17 protein-coding genes are annotated in these 22984 nt (G+C 46.8%); 10 read left to right on the top strand and 7 right to left on the bottom strand.

Annotated features, from left to right (window positions below):
• Nucleotides 1-161 precede the first annotated feature (161 nt).
• Both VM802_RS05620 and VM802_RS05615 read left to right on the top strand, forming a co-directional pair.
• Complete coding sequence (locus VM802_RS05620; RefSeq protein ID WP_325528849.1) at nt 162-983, top strand: thymidylate synthase; 822 nt, start codon at nt 162-164, stop codon at nt 981-983.
• 1 nt (nt 984) lies between these two features.
• Complete coding sequence (locus VM802_RS05615) at nt 985-1482, top strand: dihydrofolate reductase (RefSeq protein WP_325528848.1); 498 nt, start codon at nt 985-987, stop codon at nt 1480-1482.
• 3 nt (nt 1483-1485) lie between these two features.
• Here VM802_RS05615 and dnaG read toward each other — a convergent pair whose 3' ends face one another.
• Nucleotides 1486-3453 carry a DNA primase gene (dnaG, locus tag VM802_RS05610; protein WP_325528847.1) on the bottom strand — a complete coding sequence of 656 codons (1968 nt, stop codon included), beginning with the start codon at nt 3451-3453 and terminating at the stop codon, nt 1486-1488.
• Nucleotides 3454-3690: 237 nt separating this feature from the next.
• Here dnaG and VM802_RS05605 point away from each other — a divergent pair, with 237 nt between their 5' ends.
• Both VM802_RS05605 and VM802_RS05600 read left to right on the top strand, forming a co-directional pair.
• Nucleotides 3691-9489, top strand: a complete 5799-nt coding sequence (locus VM802_RS05605) for a T9SS type A sorting domain-containing protein (RefSeq protein WP_325528846.1) — start codon at nt 3691-3693, stop codon at nt 9487-9489.
• Between the two features lie 112 nt (nt 9490-9601).
• Nucleotides 9602-10774, top strand: coding sequence for an acetyl-CoA C-acyltransferase (locus VM802_RS05600; RefSeq protein WP_325528845.1), 1173 nt, complete (start codon nt 9602-9604; stop codon nt 10772-10774).
• A 51-nt stretch (nt 10775-10825) separates the two neighbouring features.
• Here VM802_RS05600 and VM802_RS05595 read toward each other — a convergent pair whose 3' ends face one another.
• Entirely contained in the window at nt 10826-11449 is a 624-nt protein-coding gene (locus tag VM802_RS05595) for a hypothetical protein (protein WP_325528844.1), read from the bottom strand.
• Between the two features lie 206 nt (nt 11450-11655).
• On the opposite strand from VM802_RS05595, the gene VM802_RS05590 reads away from it, so the two are divergent.
• Complete coding sequence (locus VM802_RS05590; RefSeq protein ID WP_325528843.1) at nt 11656-12639, top strand: pyruvate dehydrogenase complex E1 component subunit beta; 984 nt, start codon at nt 11656-11658, stop codon at nt 12637-12639.
• Nucleotides 12640-12753: 114 nt separating this feature from the next.
• Here VM802_RS05590 and cysM read toward each other — a convergent pair whose 3' ends face one another.
• The 3 genes from cysM to VM802_RS05575 form a co-directional block, all read right to left on the bottom strand.
• Nucleotides 12754-13635 (bottom strand): cysteine synthase CysM, encoded by an 882-nt coding sequence (gene cysM, locus VM802_RS05585; RefSeq protein WP_325528842.1) that lies wholly within the window; start codon nt 13633-13635, stop codon nt 12754-12756.
• An 85-nt stretch (nt 13636-13720) separates the two neighbouring features.
• Nucleotides 13721-14521, bottom strand: a complete 801-nt coding sequence (locus VM802_RS05580; RefSeq protein WP_325528841.1) for a serine O-acetyltransferase — start codon at nt 14519-14521, stop codon at nt 13721-13723.
• A gap of 71 nt (nt 14522-14592) precedes the next feature.
• A complete protein-coding gene (locus VM802_RS05575) occupies nt 14593-15141 on the bottom strand; it encodes a GrpB family protein (protein WP_325528840.1) in 549 nt (182 codons plus the stop codon).
• Nucleotides 15142-15250: 109 nt separating this feature from the next.
• Between VM802_RS05575 and VM802_RS05570 the strand changes: the two genes are divergently transcribed.
• On the top strand, nt 15251-16432 hold the full coding sequence (locus tag VM802_RS05570) for a sigma-54-dependent transcriptional regulator (protein ID WP_325528839.1): 1182 nt from the start codon (nt 15251-15253) through the stop codon (nt 16430-16432).
• Between the two features lie 10 nt (nt 16433-16442).
• Nucleotides 16443-17090 carry an alpha/beta fold hydrolase gene (locus VM802_RS05565; protein WP_325528838.1) on the top strand — a complete coding sequence of 216 codons (648 nt, stop codon included), beginning with the start codon at nt 16443-16445 and terminating at the stop codon, nt 17088-17090.
• A 3-nt stretch (nt 17091-17093) separates the two neighbouring features.
• Here VM802_RS05565 and VM802_RS05560 read toward each other — a convergent pair whose 3' ends face one another.
• Nucleotides 17094-17984, bottom strand: a complete 891-nt coding sequence (locus VM802_RS05560; protein WP_325528837.1) for a MerR family transcriptional regulator — start codon at nt 17982-17984, stop codon at nt 17094-17096.
• Nucleotides 17985-18160: 176 nt separating this feature from the next.
• Between VM802_RS05560 and lepB the strand changes: the two genes are divergently transcribed.
• The 3 genes from lepB (at nt 18161) to VM802_RS05545 (ending at nt 20881) form a co-directional block, all read left to right on the top strand.
• A complete protein-coding gene (gene lepB / locus VM802_RS05555; protein WP_325528836.1) occupies nt 18161-19351 on the top strand; it encodes a signal peptidase I in 1191 nt (396 codons plus the stop codon).
• 133 nt (nt 19352-19484) lie between these two features.
• Nucleotides 19485-19973 carry a cytidine deaminase gene (locus VM802_RS05550; RefSeq protein WP_325528835.1) on the top strand — a complete coding sequence of 163 codons (489 nt, stop codon included), beginning with the start codon at nt 19485-19487 and terminating at the stop codon, nt 19971-19973.
• A gap of 92 nt (nt 19974-20065) precedes the next feature.
• Nucleotides 20066-20881 (top strand): tetratricopeptide repeat protein, encoded by an 816-nt coding sequence (locus VM802_RS05545; protein WP_325528834.1) that lies wholly within the window; start codon nt 20066-20068, stop codon nt 20879-20881.
• A gap of 171 nt (nt 20882-21052) precedes the next feature.
• Here VM802_RS05545 and argS read toward each other — a convergent pair whose 3' ends face one another.
• Entirely contained in the window at nt 21053-22981 is a 1929-nt protein-coding gene (gene argS, locus VM802_RS05540; protein ID WP_325528833.1) for an arginine--tRNA ligase, read from the bottom strand.
• Nucleotides 22982-22984: the final 3 nt, after the last annotated feature.

Below are 22984 nucleotides of genomic sequence, written 5' to 3'. Positions count from 1 at the left end.
ATCACAGTATCCGTTAAGTAATAAATGTCGCAGATTCAAATAAACAAATAAATAAATATCCAAATGGATAACTGAGAAGTAGTTTACGAAAAAAATGAATTGTTTTCCTTTTTTTTGTTTGCACTATTTACGCTATATTTTTCTTCGTAACTTGCCGCCTTATGGACCAGTATTTAGCTTTATTACAACACATTATAAAAGAAGGCGCTGTTAAAACAGATCGCACTGGAACCGGTACCACCAGTTGCTTCGGTTACCAGATGAGATTCAACCTGCAGGATGGGTTCCCTGTGGTGACTACTAAAAAGCTGCACCTTAAGTCCATTATTTATGAATTGTTGTGGTTTCTGAAAGGAGATACCAATATCGGCTGGCTGAAAGAACATGGTGTCAGCATCTGGGATGAATGGGCAGATGAAAACGGTAACCTTGGCCCTGTTTACGGCAAACAGTGGCGTAGCTGGGAAGCCCGTGATGGCAAAGTGATTGACCAGATCTCCATTGCGCTGGACACTATCAAAGATAATCCTGACTCCCGCCGCATTATTGTAAACGCCTGGAATGTAGGCGATTTGCCGGACATGAAGCTCAGCCCCTGCCATTGTCTTTTTCAGTTTTATGTAACACCACCCGACACAGCTAAAGGTGAAACGCGCGGCAAACTCAGCTGCCAGTTGTATCAGCGCAGTGCGGATGTATTCCTGGGGGTGCCGTTCAATATAGCATCGTATGCGCTCCTGACCATGATGATGGCGCAGGTATGTGATCTTGATGCAGGCGAGTTTATCCACACCTTTGGGGATGTGCATCTATATAGCAATCATATGGAACAGGCCAAACTGCAGTTAAGCAGGACGCCTTATCCATTGCCGGTTATGAAGATTAACCCGGATGTAAAGGATCTCTTTGCATTTAAATTTGAAGATTTTGAATTGGTGAACTACCTGTTTCATCCTGCCATTAAAGCACCTGTAGCCGTATAGCATGACAGTATCCATTATCGTTGCAGCGTCCGAGAATAACGCCATTGGTATTAATAACCAGTTGCCCTGGCGTCTGCCTACTGATCTGAAATATTTCAAATCTACCACTATGGGCAAGCCCATTATCATGGGCCGCAAAACATTTGATTCCCTGGGTAAACCGTTGCCTGGCAGGCCCAATATCGTCATCACGCGTCAATCAGGTTATCAACAGGAGGGCGTGGTAGTGACTGGTTCTGTGGAGGACGCTGTTGAGAAAGCAAAAGAGTTTCAAACAGATGAAATCTTCATCACCGGCGGCTCACAGATCTTCGAGCAGGCGTGGCCGTTAGTGGACCGTATCTACCTGACCAGGGTATACGCCGTTGTGCACGGGGATGCTTTTTTCCCGGTTATACATGGGAGTGAATGGAACCTCGTGAGTGATGAAAGGCATGAGCGTGATGAGAAGAACCAGTACCCATTTTCATTTCAGGTATGGGAGCGGGTAAAACAGTAATGACTATTTGAAAATTACGGTGCCAAGCCCCAGGGTGAGCTCTTTTTCAAGTGTTTTAAGATGCACCTGCATCTCGAGGCACTGCATAATCTGATCCATTTCCGTCGCTTTTTCAGCTTCCTGCTGGTTTTCCAGGATCAGTTTCTGGATCTTCCGCAGTATGAGGTAGTTGGTGGTGGAGATGGTATCTTTCAGATAAGCATTATCTCCATAAACTGTATCTATTTCAAATCTCTCTTTCCAGTTAACGCTGAGGTCTGCTTCCTTGTCTTCCAGGATCTCGGCGGTGAATTTACTCAGCTCTGTATCCTGATGGTACAGGAACCATTTCTTGTCAGGAGTATTTCCTTCATCGTACTGATGTTTGTATTCACGCAGTACACGCTTTACCATCTCGCTGTCTGCCAGTGATTCGAAATCGTAGGGGAGATGGAATACGTAATCAGCAACCGTGTTCTGTTCTTCTTCGCTGAAGGGGCGGTCGCCGAAGCGCAGCAGTATTTTTACCAGTTCTTTTTCCTGCCTTTCATCTTTGTTAAGAAGCGATGAAACAGTGAAGCCTGCTTCAGCTGCTTCCATGGCGGCGATGGCTTCATCGGGCAGTGCGTCGTCGTCATGAGCCGGTGCATTGCGGGCCTGTTGCTGCTCCCGTTTTACAAGTCTTTCCCGGATGAATTTATTTACCAGGGCAATAAGACCCTGTTCGTCTATCTTGAGCAGCTGACTGCATTGGCGGATGTAATCCTGCTGTTTGGTGAAATCTTCCGCCTTGTCGATCTTAGAGATCGTTTCCGCGATTTCATTAACAAGCTGCGACTTCTTATTGCTGTCGTTGCCTATATCCTGCATGCTGAGCTGGAGTTTGAACAGCACGAAGTCCTGCCTGTTTTGGGCAATGAATTCCCGGAAAGCGGCGGCGCCTATTTTCTGCACATAACTGTCGGGATCTTCTTTATCCGGCAGCAGTACTAGTTTTACGTTGAGACTTTCTTCTATAGCCAGATCGAGGCCGCGCAGTGCTGCCTTGATACCGGCGCTGTCACCATCGTAAATGATGGTGAGGTTGTTGGTATATTTTTTAATGAGGCGCAGCTGATCTACCGTGAGGGAGGTACCACTGGAGGCTACCACATTTTCTACGCCAGCCTGGTGCAGGGAGATCACATCCGTATAACCTTCCACCAGCAGGCATTCATCGAGCTTGTCGATGGCATGCCGCGCAAAGTAGGTGCCGTACAATACCCTGCTTTTGATGTAGATCTCATTCTCCGGGGAGTTGATGTACTTAGGGGCGCGGTCAGACTTTACGAGTATGCGCGCACCGAAGCCGAGTATCTTGCCTGACTGGTTATGAATGGGAAATATAACGCGGCCACGATAGTTGTCAGCAGGTTGTTCGTTGCGGATTGTGACCAGACCTGTTTTCTGGAGGTATTCCAGGTTGTACCCTTTACCCAGCGCTGTTTGTGCAAAAGCGTCGCGGGTATTGAGGCAGTATCCCAGCTGAAATTTTTTGATGGTTTCTTCCGTAAATCCTCTTTCTTCAAAATAACTGAGCCCAACATTCTGTCCTTCATCATTATTGAATAAAATGTCGGAGAAATATTCCCGTGCAAAGTTATTAATGATGAAGAGACTGTCTGCCAGTTGCTGATGTTGCTTCAGTTCCGGGCTCACTTCGGTTTCTTCCAGCTCTACCTGATATTTCTGTGCCAGCCACCTGATGGCTTCTACGTAGGAGTATTTTTCATGCTCCATGAGAAAGCTGATGGCGTTGCCACTAGCGCCGCAACCAAAGCATTTATAGATTTCCTTGCTGGGAGATACAGTGAAGGAGGGTGATTTCTCATTATGGAACGGACATAGCCCCATGTAGTTAGCGCCTCTTTTCTTTAGTTTCACGAAAGAGCCAACTATCTCCACAATATCAATGCGGGCGAGGATCTGCTGTATGGAGTTTTGAGAAATCACGTTACGATCAATGCAAACGCAAACATACGTTAATTTTCACCGGGAGTAAAATTATCAGGTCGATGAATTAATGTTCGCTCTTTATATAAATTAAAATTAAAACATATAATTTTATATGGTTTTTTGAATAGCATTTTTCTTTCTTCCCGAAACCTATACTCTATGAATAGACTTTTACTATTGTTTGTTTTATTGACCACACCCTGTTGGCTGCGAGCTGATAACGGGGGAGGAACAATGAAAACCGCTGGCGGTGTTATTACCTGGACGCAGGTTCCGAATTGCGATAGCATCGTGGTTGATTTTGATTTCAACGTCTCTTTTAATGTATCTGATGTTACCCAGCTGAATCTGACTTTTGGCGACAACAAGCCTGGTATGACAATATCTGAGCTGCAGGCCAATGGTGGCTGGCATATCCGTAGGAGATACCCATCAGGAGGGAACAAGAATGTTTCTTTTTATGCAGCGTCCAGGTCTGGCGCAGTGATAAATGATTATGCCTATTTTAATCTGAATAATACTGCAAGAGCTGTTGACCTCGGGGCGGATTATGTATATATGATGGGTACCGGTTACGCATGGCTGGATGCCGGCAACAGGCCGGGGGCTACCTACACCTGGTCTACCGGTGAACGTACACAGAGCATTATGGCCAGGCAACCCGGAACCTACTGGGTAAGTGTCAATACTGGTTGTGGAGAAGGGAAGGATACTGTTGAGGTGAGACAAGGGCAATCTCCTTTTCAATTTATGACTTCAGGAAGAGTGAATTGTACCGATGCAACGGTAGATCTGTTTGCAAATATTGACCAGGGGCAATATCCATATTTTGAATGGCAGGTGGGTGAGGAGATAACACCCATGCAGCAGCATATGTTCACACACACTCCTTTGCCAAGTAATGACTATGCAGTAACGCTCACGGCCACGGACCGCAATGGAAAGAGGACACGTATTGCCAAATCATTGCAGTTTGACCCAAGGCCGGTTTTATTGAGACGGTTTTCCACTCCTGTAATAAAAGGCAGCGAAGTAACACTTAGCTATGATGTCAATTACAGGTGGATCTTTTGGGACCCAATGAGCGCATCTCTTATACCAGGTCATGAGCCTGCCTATAAATGGTCTACCGGTGCTACTACACCTTCTATTAATGTTTCACAGCCTGGTAAGTACTGGGTGGAGGTACAACCTTTGGCTGTACCCGGTTATCCTTGTCCTGGCAACTTCGTTGTAAGCGACACCATCTATGTGGAAAAAGCGGTACTTAATCCGTTGGTGACAAAACAGGATTCAGCAGGTCTCACCTTCAGGTTCAGAAACAATACCAACAGAAACGATTATACGAATCTGCGTTGGTCATTTGGTGACGGAGGCTATGCGGAGGGGCTGGATGTTATATACACCTATAAACGTCCGGGGAAATATCAGGTGACGCTCAATGGAATAGATAACAATAAGATTGTGGATTCTGCAGTCACTTCTGTTATAGTGGGGGCGGCGTTGCCTGTATCATTGGGAGAAGATCAGCAACTCTGTCCGGGTAACTCTCTCACCCTGACCATGACAAACCCTATTCCAGGTGCAAAATATCAGTGGTCTACCGGTGACACTACCTGGTATCTGCGTATTTCGCAACCTGGTACCTACTGGCTCCAGGTGACAGACGCTGTTGGCAGTGTAGGTACCGATACCATCAATATCACCAAGGGGTGTGCGCTGAAAGCCGATTTTACTTTTCAACGCGCCAATGATGGAAAGCTTACTATGAACTTTAAGGATGTTACTACGGAGGTAAGCAGTACCGTAACCAGCTGGCGCTGGAGTTTTGGCGATAGCACCACTGCTGCCGGCGCTAATGTATCTCATACCTACGGCAGACCCGGAATATATCAGGTTAAGCTGGTGGTGAAAGATACAGCAGTGCATCAGGTAGATTCAGTAATAAAGAATGTGGAAATAGTACCGTTACTGACGGTCAACCTTGGAAATGATACCATCAAGTTCCGCCGGCAGTCTGTACGGCTGGATGCAGAAAGTGCGATCAACCTGCCGCTGAGAGGCGCTGCCTTCCGTTGGTCTACCGGTGATACAGCGCGTATCATCACTATTCAAACGCCGGGTATATACAGTCTTACCGCTACCTTATACGGGAGATCCGCGACTGATTCGATAGAAGTGAAAGACTATCCACCGCTGAATATAGGGCGGGATACGGTTTTCAACGGTACGCCGTTTACACTTCGTATAAATGAGCCATTTTACAGCGACAGTACAATAAAATGCATATGGTATCCCGGCGGTGTAAAAGCACGTTCTTATGTGGTAACAAAACCGGATACTTACTATGTGTATGTTTCGAAGGATAACTATGATGATGCCGATACGCTGGTGGTAATAAATAATGTGGCTCCGACAAAAGATACATTCAACATTGGCCGTAATCATGATGGTAAGCTGACGATGAATTTCGCAGTATGGAACTCAGGTCTTTACCAGGGCACTCCATACTGGTCTTTCGGTGATAATTCACGTATTGATACCGGTGGTATTATTTCGCATACATATGCGCAGCCTGGCTATTATAATGTGAAGATGTGGAGAACATTGTTCCCGCGTGATACAGCCAGAAGAACCATTTACATAGAGCCCTTCATTAAAGTGAACCTTGGCCCGGATATAACAATGGTTAACAATCAACCGGTGTTGCTCAATGCCTGGAATACAGTGGACAGCATGTTCCGGAACAGTGTTGAAGTTAGTTGGAAATGGTCCACAGGTGAAACGTCGAGCGCTGTATCTCTTGCCTTACCAGGCAAATACAGCCTTACTGCCACTATGTATGGATATTCCTCCACGGATACTATTGAAATACTGCGTTCGCCAGCAACAGGATCGAAGGGTGATATGAACTATTATGCAGCGGAAGGAGATGCCGCAACCATTTATTTTGAGAATGTTTCAACAATCAGCAATATCACTTCCACTACCTGGTTGTTTGGCGATGGAGATTCATCTATCGTAAATGGCAATACGAATATCAAAACATCGCACCGTTACAGGCAGCCGGGTACCTATTCAGTAAAGATGCTTACCATGGCCGGTGGTGTTAACTATGACACACTTATTCCTGTAAAAGTATGGCCGCTGTTGGATCTTGGACCGGACACTACTTACTACGGCCCTATTATTACATTGAAGCTGAATGCGCCATACTACAATGATCCGGGTGTAAACTGTGTATGGTATCCGGGCGCCATCAGAGGACATGAGTTAATGGTGCAGAAGGAAGGTATTTACTATGCAAAAGTTACAGCTGCACACTATTCTGGTGTAGACACTGTACATGTGTTGAAAGGTGCATTCTATGACAATTTTAGCTATGCTACCAATGATAAGGCTTATGGTTACAACTTCGCACCTTATATGCCGCAGGGTGAGAACCGTACTGTTTACTGGAATTTCAGCGACGGTTCTCCTACGGACAGCGGAACATTTGTACAACATAGTTTTCCCGGAGCAGGCAGATATTGGGTGAAGATGTGGAGAGGAACTGTTACCAATGATACATTAAGACGGCAGGTGGAAGTAAAGTCTTTGTTCAGGATTAATCTGGGACCAGATATTGTGATGACCAACAACCAGCCTGTTACGCTGAATGCGATGAATGCCGTTGATACTGCTTACAGAAATGAATATATCAGCTGGAAATGGTCTACAGGCGCCACTTCTGCCAGTATTACCGCAACGCTGCCAGGGTTGTACGTGGTGGCGGGAACACTCAGCGGTGGCTATGTGGCCAGAGATACAATACAAATACTGGCGACGCCGCCACCCGCAGGGAAACCTGAAATGCTCAGCTACGCTAAAAATGGAGATGCAGCTACTATTTATTTTGAAAACATTTCCAAGATTGACAACATTACCTCTACCAGCTGGTGGTTTGGTGATGGAGACTCTGCTACCGTAAATGGTGGTGCAGGCTTTATCGTAACTCACCGGTATAAATCCGCGGGTAGTTTCGGAGTGAGGATGGTTACAAAAGCAGGAGGTGTGAATTACGATACCACTGTTGTGATAAGAGTATGGCCGAAGCTGGATCTGGGCCCTGATACTACTTTCTATGGCCAGGCGATTACATTGAAAGTGAATGAGCCTTATTACAGTGATCCGGCTGTACAATGTGTCTGGTATCCTGGTGTTATTAGCGGACGTTCGCTCACCGTGACCAGTGCGGGTGCTTATTATGTGAAAGTAACTGTTCCGAATTATGTTGGATCAGATACGATTGTGGTGAAGAGAGGTGTTACAGGTGAAGATTTCAGCTTTGCGGAGAATGATGCACCTCCTGCATTCAGTTTCAACTTCGCGGCGCAGAACAGCTCAAATGCAACCTGGACTTACTGGTCATTTGGAGATGGCTCACGTACAGACAGCAGCCATTTGCTGATTACTCACGTGTTCCCGGCGCCTGGTAATTACTGGGTGAAGATGTGGAGGCAGGGAAGTGATACCACTACCAAGCCGGTGTCCGTGAAACCGGTGCTAAAAGTAGATCTGGGCACAGACATAGTGATGACGAGTGGCGGATCTGTTACACTCAACGTATGGAATGCTGTAGGCGATGTTTTCCGTGGAGATCCCAACCTTCGTTGGAAATGGTCTGACGGAACGACAGAGACTACGTTCACCATCAGCAGGCCGGGTATCTATAGCCTTACAGCGTGGAGATCTGGTACTGTTTCTACAGACAGCATCCAGGCTAAGGCGGATACATCATATCCTAAAGCAAACTTCTATAACTACAGGGCTTCTGATGGTCAGTATACGATGATCTTCAAGGATACATCGGTAAGCGCCCGCCCAATAACCAGCTATCAGTGGAGTTTTGGTGATGGCGCTGCCGCCAGTGGCAAATATGTTTCACACACCTATGCATCTTCCGGTTATTACCTGGTGGGTCTGCAGATTACAGATGCCAACGGTATGACCAGCAGTTTCAGCAGGCAGATAATGATCAAATCGTTCATTACGCCGAATCTTGGTCCGGATACGACTATTGCCGGCGGACAACAGATCAGGCTGGATGCCGGAGTTGCTGATGCAGACATCAGTTTCCGTTGGTCTACCGGTGATACGAGCCGGGCTATCACTGTTACACAGGCTGGTACTTACTGGTTAAGAGCTGCCATGTTTGGCCGCGTAACTACGGATACGATAGTGGTCAGGAGTGTAGCTCCTGCCGTGCCTCCGGTGGTGAATAACAATACAGGTTCAGTGAATGTGAAAGACAGTATACTCGTTACCGTTACCTTCCCGCATAGTTTTAACCGCGACAACGTGTTTACAATAGAGTTGATCAATGGTGATGTGGTACCGGGAGCCCGTGCTGCCGGGCTGGGGGTAACTATACTGAACGAGACAGGGTCTGCTGATCCGCGTGTAGCCGTTAATGTCAAATTGCCGGATACGCTGGCCTGTGGCAGGAACTACCGGATACGGGTGGTAGCAAGTGCACCGGCCGATAGTACCGGTTGGTCTGCGCCTTTTGAAGTGAGAAATGTTCCTGCTATACCACTTATTGCGCAGCGCGGGGATTCGCTGGAATCAACACCAGCAAGATCATACCAGTGGTACCGCAATGGCAGTGTTATTCCTGGTGCTACGACCCGGACGATACGTGCCAAAGCAGATGGAAGCTACTATGTAACAGTGGGCAGCGGCGGAGATTGTAATGCTACTTCCGCACCGCTGGCCATGATCATAACAGCAGTGAATGAAGCTGTGCTGACAGCCAATCCGCTGAAGATCTTCCCGAACCCTTCAGCCGGGGCAGTGTATCTACAGCTGGAAAAACAGCCGGCCAAACCATTATATATCGCAGTATATAATCACACCGGCCTCATGGTGCACAGTGTGCTGGTAAAAGACAAACAGACCGTTATGGACCTGAGCCGCCTGCCGAAAGGTATATATTATGTGCAGGTGCAGGGCACAGAGAAACAGAAAGCGATACAGGTGATCATTCAATAATCTTTCAGCAGTTAGCTGCCGGTATGGCAGCTAACTGCTGTTCTCCCCATTCAGCTTCTTTCGTTATATTTGGATGATTTATCACCAAAACAAACCCAACATTATTAATCAGATGAAAGAAGTATTCATAGTAGCGGCAACCCGCACGCCAATCGGAGCTTTCAACGGGGCGTTGTCTGGTATTCCGGCCACAAAGCTGGGCGCTACAGTCATCAAGGCAGCATTGGAAAGGGCAGGTATCGAAGCCGGTCAGGTCAATGAAGTATTTATGGGCAACGTGATCAGTGCCAATCTGGGTCAGGCGCCTGCTAATCAGGCCAGTCTGGCGGCGGGTATTCCCAATACAGTACCCTGTACTACTATCAATAAGGTATGCGCATCCGGGATGAAAGCCATTATTACCGGGGCACAGAGCATCATGCTCGGCGACAACGACATCGTAGTGGCTGGGGGTATGGAGAATATGAGTGCCGTTCCTTATTATCTCGATAAAGCACGCACCGGCTATAAACTGGGCCACGGTACTGTGATCGACGGTGTTCTCCGCGATGGTCTCTGGGACCCTTACCACGATTTCCACATGGGGAATGCAGGTGAGCTTTGCGCCAAAGAATATCACATCACCCGTGAAGACCAGGATGCTTTTGCCGTACAGAGTTACAAACGCGCTGCTGCTGCGTGGGAAAGCGGCTATTTCAAAAATGAAGTGGTACCTGTGGAGGTGCCAGGCAAACAGGTGGTGACTATATCAGAGGATGAAGACTACAAAAAGGTAATCTATGACAAGATCCCTACCCTGAAGCCTACCTTCCAGAAAGAGGGTACTATCACTGCGGCGAATGCATCTAACCTGAACGATGGCGCGGCCGCGGTAGTACTCGTAAGCGGCGAAAAGCTGAAAGAGCTGGGCCTGAAGCCACTGGCGAAGATTGTCAGCTTTGCGGATGCGTCACAGGCGCCGGAATGGTTCACTACCACACCGGTAAAAGCGGTAAATAAAGCATTGGCAAAGGCTGGTCTGAATATGTCTGATATGGACTTTATTGAAATCAACGAAGCCTTCTCCTGCGTGCCTATTGCCAACGCGAAAGATCTGGGTATTTCGCTTGACAATGTAAACGTATGGGGCGGTGCAGTGGCCGTAGGTCATCCTATTGGTTGCAGTGGCGCAAGGATTGTTGTAACGCTCAACTCTATCCTGCATGAAAACAAAGGCCGCTACGGTGTTGCAGGTATCTGCAATGGCGGCGGCGGTGCAAGCGCTATTATTATAGAAAAGCAATAATGATGATATAAAGCAGTTAGCTTTTAGCTACTGATAGCTAAAAGCTAACTGCTAATCATTTACTGCTATTACCGTATCAATTTTATTCTTCCTGTACCACAACTGTATCCGCACACTATCCGTTCCTTTCTTGTTCATTTTCAGTGCCCGCATATAGTCCCCCGGCTTCACCACATCCGGTGTTATCTTCTCAAAAAGTAAATACTTATCTGATACCATGCTGTAAATGGGATATGCCGAAAGAATGCTGCTGGTTTTGGTTTGCAGGGCATAGTCGTCATCTATTTTATAGCGGTGGAAATCGCTGTCTACCAGCAGAGTAACAACGGCTACCATGGTAAGAATGCGTAATGGAGGCAGCAGTAATCCCAGTGCTAATACGAACGGAAACCCGAACAGCAATAAGAGATAGGCGTGCTTTGCATCGTTGCCTGGTTTGGATAAGCCGTATATGACCATGCCTGAACCTGCATAGAGGGAGAAAATTACTCTTTCAGTTTGTGTGCCTTTAAAGCCGTATCCTGTGATCATTAGTATCAGGCAGAGGACGGATAGTACGAGGAAGATAAAGTGAAAATACCAGGTAAGTGCCGTTATAACGGGAGCTTTCACTTTTTTGATCTTGCAGGAGATGGCGGTCAGGAAGCAGATAGTCAGGATTGTAACAGTGATCATAAATTTGACCGTTGGAAGTATGTATATTGGATTATTAAATATAAATATATGATAAAAATACAATTAATTAAGTCAGGCATGTAAGAGACCGGTTATAATTATTATATAAATCGGTTGTTTACTTTGCTTTTTCGTCAACAAACAATATTTTTGCTCTGCCTTTTCAATAATCAGGCACTTAACTTTCAAACTTTATTAAGAATAGCATGCGTCAGATAGCTTTCAGACAAGCGTTAAGAGAAGCCCTTCAGGAGGAAATGCGCCGTGATGAACGGGTATTCCTTATGGGGGAGGAAGTAGCCGAATACAATGGTGCTTATAAGGTGAGCCAGGGAATGCTGGATGAGTTTGGTCCAAAACGTGTTATCGACACACCGATTGCAGAACTTGGATTTGCTGCCATAGGTGTTGGCGCTGCTCAGAATGGCCTGCGCCCGGTAGTTGAATTTATGACCTGGAACTTTGCTGTACTGGCACTGGACCAGATACTCAATACTGCTTCCAAAATGCTGGCAATGAGTGGTGGACAAGTTGGTTGCCCGATCGTTTTCCGTGGTCCTAATGGTTCTGCTGGTCAGCTGGGTGCTCAGCACTCTACAGCTTTCGAAAGCTACTATGCCAATATCCCCGGTCTGAAAGTGGTTTCTGTTTCTAATCCATATGATGCTAAGGGTCTGTTGAAAGCGGCTATACGCGATGAAGATCCGGTTATCTTCATGGAAAGTGAAGTGATGTATGGCGATATGGGCGAGGTACCTGAAGAAGAGTATATCATCCCTATCGGAAAAGCAGATATTAAACGCGCTGGTAAAGATGTTACTATCGTGTCTTTCAATAAAATGATGAAAGTAGCGTTGGGTGCTGCTGAGGAACTGGCGAAGGAAGGTATCGAGGCAGAAGTGATTGACCTCCGTACAATCCGCCCGCTGGATTGGTTCACTATCCTGGAATCAGTGAAGAAAACCAACCGCCTCGTGATTGTGGAAGAACAGTGGCCATTCTCCAGCATCTCTTCGGAGATCGCTTACCGTATCCAGAAAGAAGGTTTCGACTACCTGGATGCTCCAATCCGCCGTATTACAGCTGTCGATGCACCTATGCACTACGCGCCTAACCTCGTGAAACTGTACCTCCCTGATATTGAACGTACCGTGAAACTGGTGAAGGAAGTGATGTACATGAAGAAGTAATCAGCTTTTGGCAGTCGGCTATCAGCATTTAGATAATTAATACAAAAGGTCCGTATAATATATACGGACCTTTTGTATTAATTATCTAAATGCTGATCCTGAAAGCTAATCCCTCTAGGCAAACAGATCGCTCGATAAATACCGGTCGCCCCGGTCGCAGATGATGCTAACGATTACGCCGCTACGAAGTTCCTGTGATATACGTACGGCAGCAGCCACGGCGCCTCCGCTGCTCATTCCGCAAAACACTGCTTCTTCTTTAGCCAGCCGCCTGGTCATGATTCTGGCCTCCTCTTCAGATATATCCATGATCCTGTCTACACGTGGCCGTTCAAATATCTTGGGAAGATAAGCTTCTGACCATTTGCGTATGCCGGGAATGCGTGAGCCTTCTGTAGGCTGACAACCAACGATCTGAATATCCGGGTTCTGCTCTTTCAGAAAACGGGACACACCCATAATGGTGCCGGTGGTGCCCATCGCACTTACAAAGTGGGTAATGGTGCCGGTTGTATCTTTCCAGATCTCCGGGCCGGTGGTTTTGTAATGCATGCCGTAGTTATCTGGATTCGCAAACTGGTTCAGCATTACATATCCGCCTTTAGCTACCTGTTCGTTGGCATAATCTATAGAGCCTTCCATAGAATTTTCCTTAGGCGTAAGTATTACTTTAGCGCCATATGCCTCCATGGTGAGTACGCGCTCCTGCGTAGCGTCTTCGGGCATCACCAGTTCTATTTCAATGCCAAACAGACTGGCAATCATTGCCAGTGCGATGCCTGTGTTACCGCTCGTTGCTTCGATCAGTTTGGTACCGGCTTTTATCTCACCGCGGTCCAGTGCTCCTTTGATCATGCCATATGCAGCGCGGTCTTTTACGCTGCCGCCGGGGTTGTTGCCTTCCAATTTGGCGAAGATCTTAACAGCAGGATTAACAGCAATTTTTTTCAATTCCACCATCGGAGTATTACCGACGAGGTCTAATACAGAAGCCATATGTGAATGTTTTGCCTGTGGAGTTTTCATGCAAGGGAACAACATAGCGCAAAGGAGCAGTAATCGTGGCGCCTTTGCATGAACCTCACAGTGTTATTTTGTTTTCAGCTTTATAATAAATCCGGGAGAATGGCTCTACACTTTTTATCAGCCACACATTTCCTCCAATCACACTGTGGTGGCCTACTGTAGTGTCGCCTCCCAAAATAGTGGCGCCTGCGTAGATCACCACCTGATCTTCAATTGTAGGATGACGTTTGCTACGGGCCATCGTTTTTTCTATACTCAATGCACCCAGCGTTACGCCCTGGTATAATTTTACATGCTGGCCTATAACACTTGTTTCGCCGATCACAACGCCGGTGCCATGATCTATGCAGAACCAGGGGGCTATCACTGCGCCCGGATGTATGTCAATACCCGTGCGGGCATGCGCCAGTTCGGTGATCATACGTGGCAACAGTGGTACTTTCAGTTTATACAGCGCATGCGCCATTCTGTAAAATGCAATCGCGTAAAAGCCGGGATAGGCGCGGATTACCTCGTACAAACAAGTGGCTGCGGGATCGCCCTGAAAAATAGCTTCGGCATCTTTTGTCAGTTCATCATATATCACTGGCACCTGTTGCATAAATGTGCCGCTGATAGTGGCAGCATCGGCGGGCAGCTGTTGCTGCATCGGCTGTAGTAGCAGCTCCAGCTGTATCTCCAGCTTTCGCCCGTATTGCTCGAGTTGTACGGGATCAGCCATTACCTGGCCGGTGTGCTCCGGGAATAACCAGTTAATCAGGTTGTTGGCAAAGTCACTTACTTCAACCGTGGCGGGATATGCAGTGGCGGCAGCCAATTGGTGTCTCCGCTTCAATTCTTCAATAAAATCACTCATATGCGGATGGAATTACAGTGTTCTGTTTTTCGGTTATTGAAAATAAACATTAATCCTGTAAAGTTAGTAGACTATATCCGGATTTTTGAATTTTCCCATGCTTTGGCGCCTTCCATGATAATATCGAATACAGGATCTTTGATGTCATAATATGCATCTGCGTTATCGGGGAAATACTTTGCCAGTTGCTGTTTAACAACGCCATACGCTTTTGCGGCCAGGGGATGTGTGCGCAGATAATCTCTGCACAACAGGGGATAATGCTGATTGAACCGGCCTTTTACCCTGATATGCAAATTTACTTTTCTTTCTGCTTTATGATAAAAATGCTTTTCCAGCTCTTCCTCTGTAAGGTCGTCGCGACCGGGAGGGCGGTGATCACCAAGTATATGTGACTTGCGCTCAAAGCCCAGCGCGTTCAATGCCAGCTCTATAGGAGCATCCAGGCTGTTCACCGTTACCTGTACATCTATTACGTCTTTGGCGCTCAGCCCTGGTACGCTTGTAGAACCTATATGGTCAATCGCCAGCGCCCAGGGGCCTATAGCGGTTTGTAACTGCCGGGATAAAGCTTCGAACTCTGCCGGCCAGGATGATTTATAAGGGACGATTTCTATCATGACTACCGTATTAAATGATGGTAAGAGCCATGCAATTTTAATTGATTATCTTTAATTTTGGCGCTGTTAATTACCCGCAGGGGCGGGTAATCAAAACCTAAATCAGATTATGGCAAACATTTTAATCATTGACGACGAAAAAAGTATCCGCAAAACGCTTACGGAGATTCTAAGCTACGAGGGATATAAAGTAGAAGAAGCTGCGGACGGGTTGGAAGGTTTTAAAATGTTCCAGGCAAAAGAGTATGATGCTGTTTTGTGCGACATTAAAATGCCGAAAATGGATGGTCTGGAATTCCTGGAGAAAGCCAAGGAAGTGAATGGTGATGTTCCCATCATCATGGTATCCGGCCACGGAAATATTGATACTGCAGTAGATGCGGTGAAGAAAGGCGCTTACGATTACATCTCCAAACCGCCTGATCTCAACCGCCTGCTGATCACGCTGCGTAACGCAATGGACAAAACCAAGCTGGTGACTGAAACCAAGACGCTTCGCCGCAAAGTGAATAAGGTACCTGAAATGATTGGCGAATCTGCACCTATAGCCAAGATTAAGGAAACTATTGAGAAAGTGGCGCCTACTGACGCGCGTGTGCTGATCACGGGTGAAAACGGCGTTGGTAAGGAACTGGTGGCCCGCTGGCTGCATGAGCGAAGCAACCGCGCCTCCGGCCCTATGGTGGAAGTGAATTGCGCTGCTATTCCCAGCGAGCTGATTGAAAGTGAATTGTTCGGACATGAAAAAGGTTCCTTCACTTCAGCAGTAAAACAACGCATCGGTAAATTTGAACAGGCCAGCGGTGGTACGCTGTTCCTTGACGAGATCGGCGATATGAGCCTCAGCGCACAGGCCAAAGTGCTGCGCGCATTGCAGGAAGGCAAGATCACCCGTGTGGGCGGCGATAAAGAGATCAGCGTGGATGTGCGCGTAGTGGCTGCTACCAACAAAGATCTGCTGAAAGAAGTGGAAGAAAAGAACTTCCGCCTTGACCTTTACCACCGTCTTAGCGTAATACTTATTCATGTTGCCTCCCTGAACGACCGCCGTGATGACGTGCCATTGTTGGTGGACAGCTTCCTGGATATCGTTTGCGGCGAATACGGCATTGCCCGCAAAGCGATCGACAAAGAAGCCATGAAGGCATTACAGAACCATAACTGGTCTGGTAATATCCGTGAATTGCGCAACGTAGTGGAAAGACTGATCATCCTCTCCGGCAAAACCATCACTGCCGAAGATGTGGAAGACTTTGTTGTACCCAACCGCGACAAGAAAAAAGTAAGCTGATACTGAAAACATGGCAAAGCATCTGTATCTCATAAGTGGACTGGGCGCAGATGAGCGCATTTTCGGAAACCTGCGTTTCCCGTCTGGTTATGATGTACATTTTCTGCCATGGATACCACCAAAGGAAAATGAGCCCATTAGTGATTATGCTGCCCGCATGGCGGAAGGAATAATCATTGATGGGCCGGTTTCTTTAATAGGCGTGTCTTTCGGCGGGATCATGAGTCTTGAGATCGCCCGGCTGATGCCTGTGGAAAAAAATGTATTGATTTCCTCCATCAAACATACCGGCGAAAAGCCGCCTTATTACAATTGGGCGCGCAGGCTTGGGCTTCACAATCTGCCTGATCATTTGCTCTACAAGAACCGCAGCTTCATCGTGAAGAAATTTATGAATGTTGAAACTGAAGAAGACAGGCAGCTGCTGGATGATTATCTCTCCAATTCTGATCATGTATACCGCCGGTGGGCCGTTAATACAGTACTGCACTGGGAGAATGAACATCAGCCGGAAGGGCTGGTGCATATCCACGGTGGAAGAGATCTCACTTTCCCCATCCGCTTTGTAAAGCCTACCCATACCATCCCCGATGGCGGCCATTTTATGGTGCTCAACAGGGCCGCTGCAGTGAACAGGATACTGCATGAAGTACTCTGACAGTTAATAGCTGTTGGCTGTCAGTACTCCGCTTTCTTCCGGTTTCCTTAGTATACGTATATTGTGTGGTAACGCAATGGAGATCTGCTCCGTCTGAGGCCCTGCCAGCAGAATAGGGATTTGTGGCTCAATAGAGGAGAGGCTTTCCGCGAAAGTGTTCACCGCTTTACGGGGCATGCCCGACACGAGATGCGTATAGAGATGTGTCACTTTCTGCGTAGCAATGAATGGCCGGAGATCGCTTACTGATACATTGCTGCCGAAATTAGTCACTTTCCTGTGATGCTTCTTCAGCAGATAATGAATGTACAGTAGTGGGATCTCATGAAATTCGCCTTCCGGAAGAAACAACAGGAAATGTTCGTCAGAAACGGTATTCACGGTGAGCTTGTCTATTGCGGACAATAGCTTTTGGCGGATAATATGAGAGAAGAAGTGTTCGTGTGCGGGAACGAAATCTCCCGTAAGCCACAACACGCCTGCCTTTTCGAGAAAAGGATAGATGACCTGTGTAATGCACTGCTCAAAACCGAGCTGCCTGGCGATATGGTGAAACACGGTTTCAAACCGCTGTTGGTCATAATTCAGTGTAGCCTCCAGCAGGTAGTTGATGTACAGCTGATGCCGGTTGTTCTGTTCCGTCAGTTCAATAAACAGCTTCTTCTGCTCTTCTTCAGACAAAGCAGCTATGCGCGAGATTTTTATCCCGTGATGGTATAATCCTGCAATACGTAACAGCTTCTTGACATCTTCGTTGTCGTATATTCTGCGGTTGGTGGCTTTTCGTTTGGGCTGGAAAAGCCTGTATCGCTGTTCCCAGATGCGGATAGTATGCGCTTTAATACCAGTAAGGTTTTCAATATCCTTAATGGTAAATATGGTTAGTTCGCTCATAAGGATTTCCGCAAATGTAGGTCTTTCAACGTTTGTTTATATACATATAATATATTTTAAATATATTTGATAGCAGCCTTTAATCTATTTTTAAGAAAACTTTTCCTATTTATTAGTAGGAGGCTGCTTACAGTATATTATATTTGCCTTTTTAAGCATCTAATAAGCGCAACTGAATGAACCTGGCATTTTGGAAAAAAAATAAAGATGGTCAGCCAAAGAAAAAGAAATCTACGGCGAGAGAATGGTTAGACGCTGGTATTTTTGCTATTATAGCTGCCACGCTTATCCGCACTTTTATTTTTGAAGCCTATACGATTCCGACTCCCTCGATGGAAAAGACCTTGCTGGTAAACGATTTCCTCTTTGTGAGCAAGATCAGCTACGGCCCCCGCATCCCGATGACGCCACTGGCAGTGCCTTTTGTGCATCACACCATGCCTTTCACCAAGTCTACAAAGGCCTATTCCGAAGCGGTCAAATGGAAATACAAGCGTCTGCCTGGTTTCTCTGAGATCAAACGCTACGATGTAGTGGTGTTTAACTTCCCTGAAGGTGACACTGTAGCCATCGATTCGCCGGATCCGAGCTATTATAACATGGTAAGGCAGAACGGCTGGCAGGCGGTTCACAATTCCTTCCAGGTTATTACCCGCCCGGTAGACAAACGTGAGAACTATATCAAGCGCTGCATGGCCCAGGCTGGCGATACCATCAGGATTGTGGATGGTGTGGTATATGTGAACGGAGCTGCTGCGCCGGTACCCCCTGCAAGCCAGCATAAATACGTGGTTGAAACCACCGGCGACCAGATCAACTCCAGCCGCCTGGATGAACTGGGCATCGTTGGTCCTGAATATACGCTGGATGGCAACAGGTACATCTACAACCTCACACAGCAAAATGTGGCGGAGCTTAAGAAATTCCAGATTGTAAAGGATATAAAACCATTCGAAGAATCTGACTTCTCGGAGCACTATAATTACGAGATGGTGTTCCCGCATGACACAGCCCACTTTAAATGGACAGACGAGAACTTCGGTCCGCTTTATATCCCGAAGAAAGGGGCCACCGTTAAACTGGATGACGGCAACATCGCACTCTACGAGCGTGTTATCCGTGTATATGAAGGCAATACCCTGGAAAGAAAAGAGGGTAAAATCATCGTAAACGGTCAGCCCACTGACAGCTATACATTCAAAATGAATTACTACTGGATGATGGGGGACAACCGCAACAATTCCCTCGACTCCCGTTTCTGGGGCTTTGTTCCGGAAGACCACGTAGTAGGTAAGGCCTGGCTGATCTGGATGAGTTACGGTGAAAACGGCATCCGCTGGGGACGCCTTTTCAGAAGCATCAAATAGCAGTTGAACGAATTATATTTTAATAAAGTAAATTACGGACCGGCATATCGCTGGTCCGTAGTCGTCTTTACCCCCCGGCAGATTCACGCGGCCTACCGGTAAAGACTACACGTAAAACCCGGATATAGTTATTATGGAAAAACAATTGCAACATTTCGAATACCTGGTATACAATGACATTACTGGTCTTGACGACCAGGATGTATGGATGCTGAAAGAAGCCCGTGAAGTAACGAAACATGCGCATGCACCTTATTCCCGTTTCCAGGTGGGGGCTGTGGTGAAGTTGAAGAATGGTGAAACGGTAACCGGCTCCAACCAGGAAAATGCTTCATTTCCTGTAGGACTTTGTGCAGAAAGAGTGGCGCTGGCGGCTGTATCTTCGATACATCCCGGTGTGGAGATAGATACCATTGCGGTTAGTTATCACAACCTGAATGGCGACAGCTCCCGGCCTATATCTCCCTGTGGTATGTGCCGTCAGGCGCTGGCCGAATATGAATTGAAGCAAAGTACGCCTATCCGGCTTATTTTGGGTGGATTGAGTGGAAAAGTATATGTAGTCAGTAAGGCGAACGATCTGCTGCCGCTCTCCTTCTCTAGTGAGGATTTGGGAATTTAGGAATTTTGTTATTTAGTTATTTATAAATTCCCAGATTCCAAAATAACTAAATAACAAAATATTTATATATTTGAGAGAGAAACCGTATACCTATGTACCGCCTTATCCTGTGGACTCAGCTTTCTATGCTGGGATTATCTCTCGCTGTATCGGCGAAGCCTGCGCCGGTAACATATGACAAAGCACGCCTTCTTTATAAGGAAGGAATGGTCTTCCGGCAGTCCGGTAAAAATGATGCTGCGCGACAGCGTTTTATTGCTGCTATAGAGGCGGACAACGCATTTACTGCTGCCTATAGTGAACTGAGTAATCTTTACTTTGAACAGGAATCCTACGCCAGCGCACTGCTGTATAGCAGGAAAGCAAAACAGTTGGGTGCCCCCTGTATGAATAGCCTGATAGGTCAGTGCTGTTATCATATGGGCGACTATGAGAATGCCCTGGAATCTTTGCTGGAGGCCAGGGACGAAGAGCCAGAGAACAAAGAAATCCTGTACCTGCTGGCAAAGGTGCACACGCTACTGGGCAACTACCGGGAAAGCATACACTGTTACAAGGAGGACCTCAGAATGGACAGTACACACAAAAATGCCTGGTATGAACTGGGAGTAATGTTTTTCAACGCACAGGATTTTTCTGCGGCGGTAGCTTCCTTTGAAAAGGCCGCTGCGCTTGGCCGTAGCGAAGACAGCTCCTTCCTGTACAACCTTGCACACGCCTTGTATAGCAAAGGAAGTTTTGCATCTGCTATAATTCAATGGGAAAAGTTGTTATACTTGCAGCCTGAAAATGCATTCGCGATGTTTATGCTCGGAAAATCGTATATAGGTGCGGGTGAGGAACAGAAGGGATTGAAACTATGCGATAAGGCAATGGCCCTGGAAGTGAACAAGATAATCAGCGACTAAAAATATTTGCCACAGTGTAGAAGGGATTAACACCAGCGCATTAAGGATAGGCAAGCTCCTTTTTCGCTGCGCTGCTAGCTGTGGTATTTTCTTCGGCAGTTTCGGCCACGGCGGCCGTAAGCTGCTAACGCTGCGGGCCGTGAGGCCCGCAGCGTTTTTTTATAATGGACATTACATACGTTCAGGTACATGTATCCCCAGCACTTTCATACTCTGTGCAATGGTATGTGAGGTGAGCATGATAATCTGCAGACGCAGTTTTTTCTTTTCTTCAGTGGCAGCTTTCACGATAGAGTAGGTAGGTACCCCATCTTTCTTTTCTGCATAGAAAGAGTTGAACAACTGTGCCAGCTGGAATGTGTAGTTGGCTATCACAGAAGGGCTCATTTCTTTGCAGGCATCTGCCAGTATGTTAGTGAACTGTTCGTTTAACATGATCAGTTCTTTCTCCAACGGCAACAATTCATCATTGCAGGTGAATTGTTCGAGACCGGCTACGGGAGCAGCTTCGCGGAGGATAGACCGGATACGTGCATAGGCGTATTGCACAAATGCAGCGGTGAAGCCATGCAGATCAATCGATTCTTCAGGGTTGAAGATCATTCTCTTTTTAGGATCCACACGCAGCAGGAAAAACTTCATCGCGCCGAGGCCGATGGTTTCATATAACTGCGCCAGTTCTTCTTCTGTGAAGTCATCATGTTTTTTCCCCGATTCTGCCGCTTTATCGGCTGCCGTTTTGATCATCTCTTCGATGAGGTCATCTGCATCCACGACTGTGCCTTCGCGGCTTTTCATACGGCCATGGGGCAGTTCCACCATGCCATAGCTAAGATGATAAATGCCGTCGGCAGAAGGTTCGCCCAGTTTCTGTAAGATCAGTTGCAGCACTTTGAAGTGGTAGTTTTGTTCATCTGCCACTACATAAATGCTCTGATCCATTTTATAATCATCGTACTTGAGGCGTGCGGTACCAAGATCCTGTGTGATGTATACGGAAGTGCCGTCGCCACGCAGCAGCAGTTTCTCATCGAGTCCATCGCCGGTGAGGTCTATCCATACGGAGTTGTCATCCTTCTTATACAGTACGCCTTTGCGAAGCCCGTCTGCTACGAGGTCTTTACCCAACAGGTAGGTTTCGCTCTCGTAATACATTTTATCGAAGTCGATACCCAGGCGTTTGTAAGTTTGCTCAAAGCCTTCGTACACCCAGCTGTTCATCTCTGCCCACAGTTCCCTTACTTCAGGATTGCCGGCTTCCCACTGTTGCAGCATGATCTTGGCCTGTTGCATGATCTCTGTTTTATTTCTTGAGATCTCTTTGATGTCAGCCATGATTTTGGATGTCTTTTCTTCATCGTCTTTTACTTCCGGCTTATGCATCGCCGTAACGAGTTTCTCCAGCCTTTCTCTTTCTGCTGCCTCAAAATCCTGGTAATTCCCTTCCAGCACGCGGTCTATGATAGGTTCTACCTGTTCTTTCACCACGCTTTCAAATTTTACATAGTAATCACCAACAAGGTGATCGCCTTTGATACCGGTGCTTTGCGGTGTATCGCCGTGTGCAAACAGTTGCCATGCGAGCATTGATTTACAGATGTGGATACCGCGGTCGTTTACCAGGTTGGTTTTTACTACTTCATAGCCATTTGCCTTGAGGATTTCGGAAATGGAATAACCAAGGAAGTTATTACGCAGGTGCCCCAGGTGTAAAGGTTTGTTGGTATTGGGAGAAGAATATTCCACCATTACCTTTTTGCCGTTGGCTGGTTGTATCCCTATGTTTGTATTGCTGTAGTGTTGTTGCAGGAAGCGGCTCCAGTAAGCATGCGCAATGCTGAGGTTCAGGAAGCCTTTTACAACATTAAAGCCTGACACCAGTTCCGGATAATTGGAAGCGAGGTATTCACCTATGCGCTGACCGGTTTCTTCGGGTTTCTGGCGGCTGAATTTAGTGAATGGGAAAACAACAATGGTGTATTCACCTTCAAACTCAGGTTTGGTAACGTTGATGGATATATCCGTTTCCGTTACCTGCTGGTCGTAAAGTGACTTAATGGCTGCTGTTGCAGCCGTTCTGATTGATTGTACAACACTCATGCG

It is taken from the genome of Chitinophaga sp. (assembly GCF_035538455.1).
Classification (GTDB): Bacteria; Bacteroidota; Bacteroidia; order Chitinophagales; family Chitinophagaceae; genus Chitinophaga.
Note: the sequence above shows the minus strand (reverse complement) of the source record. Positions and strands in the feature narration are given on the sequence as shown.